Genomic DNA, 13876 nt, shown 5'->3' with positions numbered 1-13876 from the left:
CCCATCTTTTAATCTTTATTTGTTGCATCACTTTAGGTTTGGCATAGTTTATTTAGTAAATATCTTTTTTGAAGCTTAGTGTTTATCCAACTTTTGCATTAAATCACTACAAAACACAACAAATCGCCACATTTTAGTCACAAATTTTAAAATTCATATAATTTTTTACAAAAATGACTCATGATTTATATAATTAAATACAAAAAGGATTTATGTATGAATAATGAGATTTACTTTGAAAAAACGTTACAAAGCCTAGAAAGACAGTTTCCTAAAAGATATTCTTTAAATCGAAAAGAGACAGCTAGCGTGCTTGGTATAGCTGTATCTACGTTAGATATAAGGATCAAAGAAGGAAGGGATGTGCCAACCTATCAAAAAATAGGAAGTGCTAAAAATTCAAGGTTAATTTTTACTCTTGTTTCAATAGCCGAATACTTGACAAATGCAAGGCAAAAAATATGTTAGTAAGAAAAATAAGCCTAAGATTGGACTCTAAGACATTTGAAAAAGTTAAATTTAAAGCAGCTCTAGCTGGAGTAAATATCTCTGAGTATATTAGGCATACTTTGGTCTCGGCCAAGCCACCTGTCCATAAATTTGACAAAATAACTATATATAAGTTATCAAAAGTCGTAAGTATTTTAAATCAAGTTGCACTTACAATAAGTAGCAAAGAGCAATTAAGTAGTGATTATTTATTAAATATCTTAGCAGAAATTTACAAACTTTTAGACGAAATTTTTAAAAAAATAGAAGGAGAAAAAGATGTTAGTTAAATTTTTTCAAAACAAAAGTGGTGGATCGGTAAAGGCAATAGACTATCTTTTAAATCATCGAGTAGATGAAGGTAGTGCTATAGTTTTAAAGGGCTATCCTAGTTTAACGAGAAACATTATTAAATTTATTAAGAAAAAACAAAAGGTATGCATTGGTTGCCTGAGTTTTGAAGAGTCTGATATAGACTTAAATTTAAAAATAGAGATAATGGATCAATTTGAAAAAATGATTTTTGGTGAAAATATGGATGAATACAATATACTTTGGGTCCAGCATCGTGACAAAGGTCGTTTAGAGCTAAATTTTGTAATACCAAAAATCAATTTAAATACACAAAAGTCCTTTAATCCATATTGGCACAAAAAAGATTTTTATAGAGTTGATCGGTGGCAAAACGAGATAAATTTAAAATTTGGTTTTAGCAATCCAAAAGATCCACAAAAAGAACATTTTTTAAAAGGCTCAAGAAAAACAAAATTGGATGAAAAATACATAGAATTAGAAAAAAGTATAAAATCACTACATAATAATGGAAAATTTAAATGTAGAGATGATGTGATAAATTTTATAAAAAATAGCGGTTTTTTAGTCAGTAGAATAGGCAAAGACTATATTTCAGTAAAACATTTAAATTCAAAAAAATCTAGGCGTTTTAAAGGCGAAATTTTTAGTAATAAATTTATGGATTTAAAATCCTTTGATGATTTAAAAAAAGAGAAATATGAAAAAATTAAAAAATACCAAGAAGAGGTGGCAATATATGAATCAGTTAATAGTGGAACAAGCTTTAATGCAGGCCTTAGAGCGAAGGGAGAAGGATTTTTTGAAGGTGTTAGATCAGTTGTCAAAAGCATTGATCAATTTAGAAGACAGCATGCAGAAAATGAACGACACCTTAGACAATATGTCAAATCTACAAATGGAGTTTTATCAGAATTTATGGAAAGAGCATCAAAAATGAAAAATAGCTCTAAGGAAATATATATGAAAACAAAATAGGGCGTTTATCTTTTAAGTTTCAAATTTATAGGATCTGCTACGCAATATAATAGTAAAATGGCTATATTTTTAAATTATATTCAAGTGGTTTTATTAATTATATAGTTCTTTTATCGCATCCTTGCCACTATCTGGTGCAAGTTTTGCATATCTTAAAGTGTGACTTATGTCTGAGTGGTTCATAAGTTTTTTGATAGTTAAAATGGGCGTTCCTTTAATTGCGAGATGAGATGCAAATGTATGCCTTAAAGTGTGTATTACAACTCTATTCGAAAAATCATCATTTTCTAATCCTTGGTTAAAAAGTTTGTTTAATAATGGCTGAATAACATTTTGAACGGTTGCATACGGTTTATTTATAAGAAGATCATTTGGGGACAATGAGTTATAAATTTGATTTATTAAAGACAAGACTTCATCGCTTAAAAATCCAGTGTATCTCTTATTGCTTGTATTTTTTGCTTTAAAATCTATTATATTTACGCTTCTTGCAGATAAGGAGAGATCTTTTTTTCTTATGCTCAATACACTTTCAAGCCTTGCGCCAGTACAAAGAGCAAGTTCTATAAAAAGCTCTAAATCAAAATCATTTTTCTTTTTTATCTCCTCTCTTAGAAGTTCTATTTCAATTTTTTCTAGAAATCTCTCTCTTTTGTTGTCAGGCTTTTTTATCTCAATGCTAAATGGATTTAAATGTTTGATTAACTTGTGTTTTATAGCGTGGTTAAAAATGGTTCTAATTAGTCCCATTATTGAATTTATTCTTGACTGGGAAAGCTTTCTCTTTGTCTTGGGCGATACAATCTCTTTAATGCTTTTGTAGTGCTCTTCGATAAGCTCTGAAGTTATCTCATTGGTTTGTAAATTTCCAAATTTGTTTTTGTGATACATCTCATACATAGCAATTTGTTCATCGATATTTTTTTTAGTACCGAGATTGTTTTCTAATTTGTAATTAAAAAAATGATACGCTATATCGTTAAATTTAGTTACATTTTTGTTTTGATATTTTTTTGCTATACTATCTGGCAGTTCTCCATTTCTAATTTGAATGTCAAATTCCTTCTTTTTGTTAAAAGCATATGTGATATTTACACCTTCGGATTTAGAGCCTATTTTAATATCCTTTCCATCTTGCCTCATATAAAAAACTATGTCATTGTCATCTTTTATATATATTTTAATACCTGGAAATTTAGTTGTATTATAAACTTTATTATATGATTTTAGTGCCATATTTTTCCCCTTCATTTCCCCTTTGTTTTTATAATGATGCATGATATAATGTAATACTTTAAAACAAGCTTAAATCACTTAAATCCGTATTTTAGGGGGTTTGATGGTATTTTGTAGTGTTTTATAATATTTTAAGAAATGTTTATTTTCAAATCCAACATCCGGAGCCATTATTACAAATTTTGCTTTTAATCTCCAGTTTTAGAATATTTTAACGATTTATGTTTTTGTTTTTTAACTTCATTAATTGAAGGCTATATTCATTATCACAAATTATCTTGGTAGTATACCTTGGATAATTATATAATAATATTTAGATAAAATTAATGAAGATTTTTAAAAACTTTAATAAAGCAAGTATACAATTCTATTATATATTTTGCGATATAAAGCTAATATTTGTATTATCAAAATCTCAAATCTCCTTAATCTTTGCTATCTCATCTCTTAAACTAGCTGCTTTTTCAAACTCTAAATTTGATGCTGCTTCAAGCATCTGTTTTCTTAACTCTTTTATGATTTTTGCTCTTTCAGTTGCTGGTATTTTTTCTAAATTTTTACTCGCTCTTAAAATTTCAGCTGCATCTTCTAGCTTTAAACTATCTTCTAAATTTCTACTTGCAGAGTGCGGCACTATGCCATTTGCTTTATTATACTCATCTTGATATTTTCTTCTTTTTTGCGTGATGTCGATTGCTTCTTGCATTGAGTTTGTGATTTTTTTATGAAACATCACAACTTTTCCATTTACATTTCTTGCAGCTCTTCCCATAGTTTGGATTAAGCTTGTGCGTGATCTTAAAAACCCCTCTTTATCAGCGTCCATTATAGCTATTAAGCTAACTTCTGGAAGATCAAGCCCCTCGCGGAGTAAATTTATACCAATTAATATATCAAAACTTCCCTGCCTTAAACCTCTAATTAACTCATTTCTCTCAACAGCGTCAATGTCTGAGTGCATATATTTTACTTTTATGCCAAGTTCAAGGTAGTATTTTGTTAGTTCTTCTGCCATTTTTTTGGTTAAAACTGTTACTAAAACTCTTTCATTTCTTGCGATGACCTCTTTTGCCATATCGTGTAAAATCTCAACTTGATTATCGCTATCTTTTAGGATAATTTCAGGGTCTAATAGACCAGTTGGACGAAGAATTTGATGAAATACTTTTCCTTTGGAAAGTTCTATCTCATACTCATTTGGCGTTGCTGAGACAAATAAAAACTTACCCTTTTTATTTATAAACTCATCAAATTTTAAAGGGCGGTTATCAAGTGCGGAAGGTAGCCTAAATCCATACTCCACAAGCGTTTCTTTTCTGCTTCTATCACCTGCATACATTCCCCTAAATTGCGGCAAACTCACATGACTTTCATCTACAATTACTAAATAATCTTTGTTTTTTATCTCGTAATAATCAAACATCGAATATGGCGTCCCACCAGGCTTCATACCTGTTATATATCTAGAGTAGTTTTCAACTCCTTTTGTAGATCCAGTAGCTCTAAGCATCTCTAAATCAAACTCAACTCTTTGCTTTAGCCTTTGAGCTTCTACCAGCTTTCCAGCGTCGCTAAAAAATTTAAGCCTTTCATCAAGTTCTATCTCAATGCCTTTAATCGCTTCTTTTAAGCGGTTTTCTCCTACGATAAACTGACTTGCTGGATAAAGGATAAATTTATTTATAGTTTTCGTTCTTTTGTTTTCTAAAAAATCAAAATGATAAATTTCATCTATCTCATCGCCAAAAAACTCAATCCTTACTGCTTCATCGTTAAAATAAGCCGGATAGATATCTATCACATCGCCATTTACTCTAAAATTTCCCCTATCAAAAAAGTTATCATTTCTAGTATAGCCCATCTCAATAAGCTTTATAAGCATATTTTTTTGTGAAATTTTATAGCCATTTTCTAAAAACATAACCATGCCTTGATACTCAGCTGGATTTCCTAAACCGTAGTTTGCTGAAACAGAAGCCACCGTTATAACATCATCAAAGCTTAGTAAATTTGCAGTTGTGCTAAGTCTAAGCCTTTCAAGTTCGTCGTTAATCGAGCTATCTTTTTCGATGAAAAGATCTTGCCTTGGTATATAAGCTTCTGGTTGATAATAATCATAATAACTTATAAAATACTCAACTTTATTATTTGGAAAAAAGCCTTTAAATTCGCTATAAAGCTGTGCTGCAAGGCTTTTGTTGTGTGTCATTATCAAAGTTGGAATATTTAAATTTTTTATAACATTTGCCATGGTAAATGTTTTTCCACTTCCAGTAACGCCTAGCAAAGTTTGATATTTATTACCTTTTAAAATAGAATCAACAATGCCATCAATTGCATTTTGTTGGTCTTTGCTTGGACTAAATTTACTAATTAATTCAAAATTTTTCAACTATATCCTTTTGTTTTATAATAAATTTGGTATAATCTTTAACATTATATCAAATTTAGAGGGCGGTTAATGTTTGAAAATAGTTTTGATGGTGACAATATTGTTCCAACTCTTGGTGATAAGGTTAAAGAACTTATCAATAAGTATAAGAGTGTAGTAAGTGAAAATGAGAGCTTAAGAAATGAACTAACAGCTACAAAAGCTCAAAATGAAGCACTTAATTTACAGCTTGATAAGCTTGAAGAGGATATGACGGTTAAAAATTTAAGTGATGATGAGCTGTTTAAAGAGATCGAGGATGTTTTAAATAGTGAAAGAGCTTGAGGTTTACATAACAAGTAGATCGCTATCAAGGTCTTATAAGATAACTGTTGAGGACGATTTTGCCCAGATTTTAAAGGAAGAGCTTCAAGGTATAGTAGATCATAATAATAACCTTGATGCTAAGGATCTTCTTGGTGCTTTTGTAAAGAAAAGCTATGAGAAATATCTGCAGACAAAAGGCATAAATGAAATTTTACTTGAAATAGAGGAGATAAAATGAAAAAAGGTGGCGTTGAAGGGCTTGTAATTATTGCTATTGTATTATTTGTTATTTTTAAGGTTATAGTTCCTAAATTTAAGGATGGCGCTGGTAATCAAATACTAACATTTCAAGCACTGAGTGAGTTAGAAACAGCTATTGAAGATATTAGAAGTTACAATATGAAGTATGGTAACTTAACTCAAATAGGGCTTATGACATCAGCTCAAGGTTTTGAGAATTCAAATGATAGATTAGAAATTGGTAAGTCATACCTTTATGGTATCAAAAAGCCTGATGGCACGGCTTATTGGTGTGCTACATTTGAGATAAAACCTGATGGAAATGAAAACTACATTTTTGTTAATGGAACAAGTGATAATAGCCCTGAGTGTAGAGAATTTACTAGCAATCCCAAATTTAGCCAACTTAGAAAAACTAAGTTAAATTATTAAAAAAGGGTAAAATCTTACCCTTTTTAGGCTAAAATATCAGATGAGAATATCCAAATTTAATCATCGCTCCAAGTACTATTAAAACCCCAAGCCCAGCAAAAAATCCAGCTACAACATCATCTAACATTACGCCATATCCGCCCTTTACATCTCTATCAATTTTGCCTATAATAGATGGTTTTTTGATATCAAAAGCTCTAAAAAATACAAAACTTAAAATACAAGCTAAGATGCTAAGTTTTTCATTGTTTGCTGTAACCGCTAAGCCCATACTTAAAGTTATCCAGATTCCTACAACTTCATCAATTACTATGCTAGAATTATCGTGTTCTCCGCCATTTGCTTCATATTTGTTTGTTTCGCTAATGCCAATAAGCAAAAAAAGTATGGCTAATAAAAAAAGACTTTCTAAGGTTAGAAATTTAACTATAGGAAGTGCTACTATAAGACCAGCTAAACTTCCCCAAGTGCCAGGTGCTGGTCTTAAAAGCCCTGCGCCAAAAAATGTTAGTATTATTTTGTTTGTCTTGCTATTGAATTTCATATTTTTCCTTTAAATAAGTGAAGTTGTTTGGTAGAGTTTGGCTAACTCTTTATAAAAGTCAAACTCAGTGTGCGTTTCTAAAATACCGTTATTTGGAAATAGTTTATCATATACATTTTGTAAATTTTTAAATCTATTTTTATGAATTTCGCTTAAAATAATAGCTGAAATCTCCTTTCTCATCAAAATCATAGGTGGCAAAATTCCAGCCCTTAAAAGCTCTATTATAGCATCACTATTATATTTTACATGGTGATGAGCGCCATGTGGGCAGGTTTTTGAACTAACTATTGTACCACACTCATTACAGTAGACAAACTCAGGCATTACTAAAATTTCTACATCTAAATTTGCTCTAACTTTATCGACTATAGTTTGAGGTTGGTTTTCATCGTAAAACATCCCAATAGAGCCATGATTTTGCCCGATTATGACTTTATTTGCGCCAAAGTTGCAAGCTGCGATGCACTCAAGTTCTGGATTTTTATGATCACAAAAAAGAGTCGTGTTGGAAAATAAAATAATCTTAACTCTATCTTTTGGTAGAAATTTATCTACAAAATACTCAAGCGTTTTACGCCTTAGTTCATACTCTAAAGCGTCTTCTTTTAAGCTTTTAATTAAAAAAAGCAAAACAAAATCAGCCTTATCTATAGTAAGCCTAATAAGCCTTTCATGGACTCTATGAAATGGGTTTGCGCTTAGCATAAGAGCTGTTACTTTTTGTAAATTTAGCTCTTTTTTAATAGCTAAAAAATCCTTTTTTTGTTTTTCTAAAGCGTCATTATAAATTTCTATTTCTCCACTTAAGCACCACTTTTTTTCATTTTTAGGCGTTGTAGCGATAGCATTTGCTTCAAAAATGGAAAAATAGTTCCAGTAATTTTTATGCTTAAAGCTTGAATTTACATATATTTTACCAACAGGTTTTTCATCAAGTAAAAGCTCTATTTCATCACCTAAATTTGCCTTTTTTACTATACTTTGGTTGCTTTCTCCAGCTGGGGCAAATATATAAGCATATGGGATAAGTTCGCCATTTAAACGGCTGGTTGATACTACTTCATCAATTTGAGCTTCATCCATCAAAGTGTTAAACTTAGATAAAATTTGGTTTTTTATAAGTTTTAAAAGACCATAAATTTCAGACGATATTGTTATGTTTTTGGATGCCATATCTTTTTCTTTTCTCCCATAAAGATTTTCTTGAAATTCCAAGTTTTTTAGCTAACTGTGTATCTGAAAAGCTATCTTGATAGTTTTTTATCACAAATTTAAAATACTCATCAACAGTTAAGATGTCATCAATCATGCTAAAATTTTTATCACTTTCTAAATTTAGCGTTTCAAAAGGTAACGAAATATCTACGCCTTTTGCGTTTATTATAAATGGTCTGTTTTTGATAATCTCAAAAAACTGCTCTTTGTTTTTAAGTGAACTAAAATTTAGTAAATATGAGTATGAATTCAGTCTTTTTAAAGAGTCTAAATTCTTATCATCTAAGCTTATAACGTTAAAATCAGACTTTATAAATTTAGAGTATTTATATGCAAATTCATCTGAAATTTTAGAATTTTTAGAGTTTAAAAAGAGTGGAAGTTTTAGGTTTTTAAATTCAAAATTTTTAGAATCCAAAAAATAAAAATCCATATAGTTTTCAAAAGAATTTCTAAGTTTTTTTAAACTATTAAATTCTCTAAAATGCTCTAATTTTCTAAGAAGTTCTTCAACCATAAATGGCTTTTGGATATAATCGCTCGCACCTGATTTTAAAGGTCTTGAAACCGTATCGTTGCTGATATAAGATATGAGCATTATTATGATTGAGTCTTGAAATTTTTTAATAACATCGTAGATATTTTCGCCAAACATATTAGCTGATAATAACAGTGCATCTAATTTTTCATAAGCCATAACATCTTTTAGTTTGACAGAAATTTCGCACTCATGACCAATGCTTGTAAGCTTTGCAGCAATGCTTTGAGCTAAGTAAACTTCGTTTTCTACTATTAGAATTTTCATACTTTCGTCCAGTCAAAATAGTTTAAATTTACCGTTGCTATTGCGGCAATTCCCTCTTTTTTACCAACAAATCCAAGTCCTTCAGTTGTGGTGGCTTTTACATTTACTCTTTTTGTGCCTAAAATTTCAGCTATGTTTTGTTTCATTTTAGCTTTATATGGACTTAGTTTTGGTGTTTGAGCAAGTATTGTAACATCAGCATTTACTACTTCATATCCATATCCTTTTATGATTTGAAGGATTTGTTTTAAAAGCTCGGCTGAGTTTGCGTTTTTAAAAGCTGGATTTGTATCAGGAAAAAACTCACCTATATCGCCAAGTCCAGCTGCCCCAAGCAGAGCATCACTTAATGCGTGAAATGCGACATCTCCATCACTATGAGCCACAAAGCTATACTCGCAAGGAATTTTCTCACCACATATCATAAGTCCATCGCCACTTTCAAATTTATGCACATCATAGCCGTTTCCACTTAAAGACTCACTGCTAGGAGAGGGTAAATTTAGCTTTAAAAGATCATTTTTTGTAGTTAGTTTAAAGGCTTTAATATCGCCTTTTATAAATCCAAGTTTACCGCCTACGCTTTTTACTGCTGAGCTATCATCTGTAAATTTTTCATCACTTTGCAGAGCTTTTTTAAGTAAAGATGTTTTTGAAATTTGTGGAGTTTGGATAAGTTTTAGTTCATTTCTATTTATTAAATTTTCACCCAAATAAGCTGTATCGCTAACGCTTAAATATGGACTTACGCAGTCAAATTTAACGCACTCTTGAATAAGCCTTAAGGTTAGATCTTTTGTAACCCCAACTCTTGCTACATCACTTACCATTATAAACTCAGAATTTACCTCTTTTAGAGCATTTTTTAGTGAAATTTGCCTCTCATATCCGCCTGCTACAAATTCAAAGCTTGAGTCAAATTCACTCATATACTTTATCTCATCAACCCCGCCAACTATGATGATTTTTTTAAATTTATAAAAACTCTTAAAATTCCTAGCTACTACTAGCCAAAAAGGATCTTCTCCGCTTCTTAGCCACTGCTTTTTAGCAGCAATTTTCATCCTAGACCCAGACCCAGCAGCCAAAAGCACTAAAGATATATCCATCATTTTCCCTAATTTTTAAAATGTTACAATTATACACAAGTTGGGCTAAAAATGATTTTAAATTATATAAATTTAAGTGTTGGAATTTATAAAATTTACATTATCAAATTTTAGTTATAATTTCCAAAGTTTAAATTTAGGAGAAAATATGAAAAAAGATGAGATCTTAGAAAAACTAAAAACCGTCATCTATCCTGGCTTTAAAAAGAGCATTGTTGAGTTTGGTTTTGTTAAAGATATCAAAGAAGGTGATACGCCTGTTATCGATGTTGAGATAGTTTCAGCTAGACCAGAAGTCGCTAAGAGTGTAGAAGATGAGATTATTAGAGTTTTAGGAAAAGCTAAAGTTAATATAACTCAGCCAAAACCGCCTGTTGAGAAAAGTAATACGATAAGTGGCAAAAATATCGCCCCACAAATCAAGCACTTTATAATGGTAAGTAGTGGAAAAGGTGGCGTTGGTAAAAGCACAACGACTGTAAATTTAGCTATTTCAATGGCAAAACTAGGCTTTAAAGTTGGGGTATTAGATGCTGATATTTATGGTCCAAATATTCCTAGAATGCTTGGCAGTGAGAATTTAAAGCCAGTTGTTGTTGGACAAAACATTCGCCCGATTCAAACTCATGGTCTAGAGATGATGAGTATGGGGGTTTTGATTCCTGAAGGACAGGGCTTGATTTGGCGTGGAGCTATGATAATGAAAGCTATTAGTCAGCTATTAAGCGATGTATCGTGGAGTGATTTGGATGTTTTATTTATAGATATGCCACCAGGAACAGGTGATGCACAGCTTACTCTTGCTCAAAGTGTGCCAGTAAGTGCTGGAATTTGTGTAACAACACCACAAAAAGTTGCACTTGATGATACAAAAAGAAGCCTTGATATGTTTGAAAAACTTCACATTCCAATCGCTGGAATAGTAGAAAATATGAGTGGGTTTTTATGCCCTGATAATGGTAAAGAGTATGATATATTTGGTAAAGGCACAACTGAAGTTATAGCAAATGAGTATAATACTGAAATTTTAGCTCAGATTCCTATTGAGATAGCACTTAGAGAAGGTGGAGATGAAGGAAAGCCAATAAGCTTTTATTTACCTGAGAGTGTTAGTTCAAAAAGATATGAAAAAGCAGCATCTAGGCTTTGGGAAATAATACAAAATATAGATTCTAACTCTCTTGCTGATAACTCAAAAATCCAACCAACACATAGTTAAATCAAAATCTTGCACGGCTTTATTGATAGTCGTGCAAGATTATATTTATGTTATAAATTTTTAAAAATCAACCCTTTAATAAATATAGCACTATAAGCTAATGTTGAGATATTTTTGCTATACTCACACAAAATTTTAAAATTTACAGGATAAAACATGGTAGAAGTAAAAAACTTAACGATGAGATTTGGTAAGCAAGTTTTATTTGAAGATATAAATTTAAGCCTTGATAAAGGAAATCGCTACGGCCTAATCGGTGCAAATGGTGCTGGAAAATCAACATTTTTAAAAATCCTAAGCGGCGAAATAGAACCAAGTAGTGGTGATGTGTTGATAGATAGTGGATTAAAAGTTGGTGTTTTGGGTCAAGACCAAATGGCGTTTGAGAATTTAACACTAAAAGATGCTGTTTTATATGGCAATAAAAGGCTTTATGATGCAGTCAAAGAAAAAGAAAAACTCTATATGAGCGAAGAATTTACTGATGAGATAAATGAACGCTTAGGCGAGTTAGAGATCATCACGGCTGAAGAAGACCCAACTTATGAGTATGAGACAAGATGTGAGAAAATTTTAAGCTCTCTTGGGTTAAATGATTATGATAAGCTTATGAGCGAGATAGAGATGAGTGAAAAATTTAAGGTCTTACTTGCTCAAGTACTTTTTCCGCGTCCTGATGTGCTTTTTTTAGATGAGCCAACAAATAACCTTGATATTGAAGCAATTTCGTGGCTTGAAAATGAACTAAATCATCATGATGGAACGCTTGTTGTAATAAGCCACGATAGGCACTTTTTAAATAGAGTTTGTACTCATATTTTAGATGTTGATTTTAAGAAAATTAGAGAATTTAGTGGAAACTATGATGAGTGGTTTATAGCTGCAAATTTAGTTGCTAGGCAAATGCAAATGGAAAGAGAAAAAAATCTAAAAGAAAAAGAAGAGTTAGAGAAATTTATCGCTCGTTTCTCGGCAAATGCAAGTAAAGCAAAGCAAGCAACAAGCCGTCAAAAAAGACTTGAAAAACTCGACACTAGCGAACTTATGACAAGTTCAAGAAGAGAGCCTAGTATACTTTTTAGACTTGGTCGTGATATAGGAAATGAAATTTTAGAATTAAATGAAATTTCAAAGAAATTTGACGATGAGGTTGTTTTTGAAAATTTTAACTTTAAGCTTGAAAAAGGTGATAAAGTAGCAGTAGTTGGAAGAAATGGTGTTGGTAAAACTACGCTTTGTAAGATTATAGTTGGTGAGCTAGAGCCTGATAAAGGAAGTGTTCATATCGGAGCTACGATTGAGCCAGGATATTTCCCACAAGATACAAATAACCGAATTAAAGGGGATTTAAAGCTTTATGAATATCTACAAGATAATAAAAACAAAGATCTTGACGAGATAAGAAAGTGCCTTGGTAGAATGCTTTTTAGTGGTGCTGAACAAGAAAAAGCTGTTGGAAATTTAAGTGGCGGTGAAAAACACCGTGTAATGCTAAGTAAGCTTATGCTAACTAAGCCAAATTTATTAGTCCTTGATGAGCCAAATAACCACCTTGATTTAGAAGCTATCATCGCTCTTGGTGAAGCGCTTTATAAATATGAAGGAAGCGTGATTTGTGTAAGTCACGATAGGGAGCTAATCGATGCGTTTGCTAATAGAATTTTACATATTAAAGGAGACGGCAAAATAGTTGACTTTCGTGGCAGTTTTGAGGAGTATAGGGCAAGTTTAGGTGAAGAAAATTAAGTTTATTTTAAAATGCCAAGTTACTTTAAATTTATAATTAAGCATTAAAATATACAAAATTATTTCAAAAGGATAAATATGAAGAAGATATTTTGTTATCTGTTTGCTTTTTTTATGGCTAGTTGTTTGAGTGCAGTTGAATCAAATGCAACAGTTAATAATGATGGTTCGGGTAAACTTATTGTGGCAACAAATGCTGTTTACAAGCCATTTGAGTATAAAGATGGTGGTAAAATTGTTGGTTTTGATATTGATTTGATTTCTGAAATTGCTAAAAGAGTAGGGTTTGAGTATGAGATTAAGAATGTAGATTTTGATAATTTAAGTGCTGAGCTATCAAATGGTAGTGTTGATATGGCAATTGCAGCTATTGATATTACAGATGATAGAAAAACTAGACTTGATTTTAGTAAGCCTTATTTTAAAAATGATAGTTTACTTTTAAAAAGCTCTCAAAACACAGCTATAAATAGTCCTGCTGATTTAGCTGGTAAACTTGTAGGTGTCGAAGAAGGAACTACACTACATGAGATTCTTCCTAGTGTAGCAAGTGGTGTAACTATTCAGGCTTTTGCAAGTAATTATGAAGGCTTTATGTCTTTAAGAGCTGGTTTGGTAGATGCATTTTTTGTTGATGCTGTGGTAGCAAAAGAGTATATAGCCCTTAATCCTAATGCTGTTGTTGAATTTTTTAAAGTAGAAAATCCGGGCGAGGGAATGGGTATAGCTTTTGTTAAAGGTAAACATACTGAACTTATATCAAAAATTAATGAAGCGATATCCACTATCGTAACTGATGGTACTTATGAGAAACTTTTAGAAAAATATGGTCTTTAATTAAATAAGGGGA

The 13876-nt window shown here is 31.3% G+C and carries 15 protein-coding genes; 9 read left to right on the top strand and 6 right to left on the bottom strand.

Translation table 11 applies throughout. The features are described 5' to 3' along the window. The first annotated feature begins 216 nt into the window (after positions 1-216). From CCORG_RS06695 to CCORG_RS06685, 3 genes are read left to right on the top strand one after another with little or no spacing between them, the layout of a single operon-like run. Entirely contained in the window at positions 217-468 is a 252-nt protein-coding gene (locus CCORG_RS06695) for a hypothetical protein (RefSeq protein ID WP_025803687.1), read from the top strand. Further along, positions 462-779 carry a plasmid mobilization protein gene (locus tag CCORG_RS06690; protein WP_025803688.1) on the top strand — a complete coding sequence of 106 codons (318 nt, stop codon included), beginning with the start codon at positions 462-464 and terminating at the stop codon, positions 777-779. Before CCORG_RS06695 ends, CCORG_RS06690 begins: the two co-directional genes overlap by 7 nt. Then, positions 769-1779: a relaxase/mobilization nuclease domain-containing protein gene (locus tag CCORG_RS06685; protein WP_051487284.1), complete on the top strand. Its 1011-nt coding sequence runs from the start codon at positions 769-771 to the stop codon at positions 1777-1779. The genes CCORG_RS06690 and CCORG_RS06685 overlap by 11 nt, the downstream gene beginning before the upstream one ends. Before the next feature lie 93 nt (positions 1780-1872). Here the strand turns inward: CCORG_RS06685 and CCORG_RS06680 are convergent, their stop codons facing one another. Continuing rightward, the gene (locus tag CCORG_RS06680; protein ID WP_172658567.1) at positions 1873-3015 is read right to left on the bottom strand and encodes a tyrosine-type recombinase/integrase; all 1143 of its coding nucleotides are present in this window, start codon (positions 3013-3015) and stop codon (positions 1873-1875) included. A gap of 415 nt (positions 3016-3430) precedes the next feature. Then, on the bottom strand, positions 3431-5407 hold the full coding sequence (uvrB, locus tag CCORG_RS06675; RefSeq protein ID WP_025803690.1) for an excinuclease ABC subunit UvrB: 1977 nt from the start codon (positions 5405-5407) through the stop codon (positions 3431-3433). 69 nt (positions 5408-5476) lie between these two features. Between uvrB and CCORG_RS06670 the strand changes: the two genes are divergently transcribed. The 3 genes from CCORG_RS06670 to CCORG_RS06660 are packed head-to-tail and all read left to right on the top strand — an operon-like array spanning position 5477 to position 6385. Beyond that, on the top strand, positions 5477-5731 hold the full coding sequence (locus CCORG_RS06670; RefSeq protein WP_025803691.1) for a hypothetical protein: 255 nt from the start codon (positions 5477-5479) through the stop codon (positions 5729-5731). After that, on the top strand, positions 5718-5951 hold the full coding sequence (locus tag CCORG_RS06665; RefSeq protein ID WP_034971777.1) for a hypothetical protein: 234 nt from the start codon (positions 5718-5720) through the stop codon (positions 5949-5951). The genes CCORG_RS06670 and CCORG_RS06665 overlap by 14 nt, the downstream gene beginning before the upstream one ends. After that, on the top strand, positions 5948-6385 hold the full coding sequence (locus tag CCORG_RS06660) for a hypothetical protein (protein ID WP_025803693.1): 438 nt from the start codon (positions 5948-5950) through the stop codon (positions 6383-6385). The genes CCORG_RS06665 and CCORG_RS06660 overlap by 4 nt, the downstream gene beginning before the upstream one ends. Before the next feature lie 28 nt (positions 6386-6413). Here CCORG_RS06660 and CCORG_RS06655 read toward each other — a convergent pair whose 3' ends face one another. The 4 genes from CCORG_RS06655 to CCORG_RS06640 are packed head-to-tail and all read right to left on the bottom strand — an operon-like array spanning position 6414 to position 10064. Beyond that, on the bottom strand, positions 6414-6929 hold the full coding sequence (locus tag CCORG_RS06655) for a phosphatidylglycerophosphatase A family protein (RefSeq protein WP_025803694.1): 516 nt from the start codon (positions 6927-6929) through the stop codon (positions 6414-6416). 9 nt (positions 6930-6938) lie between these two features. Next, positions 6939-8105 (bottom strand): sulfate adenylyltransferase, encoded by a 1167-nt coding sequence (locus CCORG_RS06650; RefSeq protein WP_025803695.1) that lies wholly within the window; start codon positions 8103-8105, stop codon positions 6939-6941. Further along, positions 8074-8952 carry a DNA-binding transcriptional response regulator gene (locus tag CCORG_RS06645; RefSeq protein WP_025803696.1) on the bottom strand — a complete coding sequence of 293 codons (879 nt, stop codon included), beginning with the start codon at positions 8950-8952 and terminating at the stop codon, positions 8074-8076. Before CCORG_RS06645 ends, CCORG_RS06650 begins: the two co-directional genes overlap by 32 nt. Beyond that, on the bottom strand, positions 8949-10064 hold the full coding sequence (locus tag CCORG_RS06640) for a bifunctional 2-C-methyl-D-erythritol 4-phosphate cytidylyltransferase/2-C-methyl-D-erythritol 2,4-cyclodiphosphate synthase (protein WP_025803697.1): 1116 nt from the start codon (positions 10062-10064) through the stop codon (positions 8949-8951). Before CCORG_RS06640 ends, CCORG_RS06645 begins: the two co-directional genes overlap by 4 nt. A 145-nt stretch (positions 10065-10209) precedes the next feature. On the opposite strand from CCORG_RS06640, the gene CCORG_RS06635 reads away from it, so the two are divergent. The 3 genes from CCORG_RS06635 to CCORG_RS06625 all read left to right on the top strand — a co-directional run bounded on the left by CCORG_RS06635 (position 10210) and on the right by CCORG_RS06625 (position 13863). Further along, entirely contained in the window at positions 10210-11280 is a 1071-nt protein-coding gene (locus CCORG_RS06635) for an Mrp/NBP35 family ATP-binding protein (RefSeq protein WP_025803698.1), read from the top strand. Between the two features lie 156 nt (positions 11281-11436). Further along, positions 11437-13026, top strand: coding sequence for an ABC-F family ATP-binding cassette domain-containing protein (locus CCORG_RS06630; protein ID WP_025803699.1), 1590 nt, complete (start codon positions 11437-11439; stop codon positions 13024-13026). A gap of 78 nt (positions 13027-13104) precedes the next feature. After that, positions 13105-13863 carry a transporter substrate-binding domain-containing protein gene (locus CCORG_RS06625; RefSeq protein WP_025803700.1) on the top strand — a complete coding sequence of 253 codons (759 nt, stop codon included), beginning with the start codon at positions 13105-13107 and terminating at the stop codon, positions 13861-13863. Positions 13864-13876: the final 13 nt, after the last annotated feature.

Source organism: Campylobacter corcagiensis (assembly GCF_013201645.1).
Taxonomy (GTDB): Bacteria; Campylobacterota; Campylobacteria; order Campylobacterales; family Campylobacteraceae; genus Campylobacter_B; species Campylobacter_B corcagiensis.
This window is presented reverse-complemented; position numbering and strand designations above follow the sequence as displayed.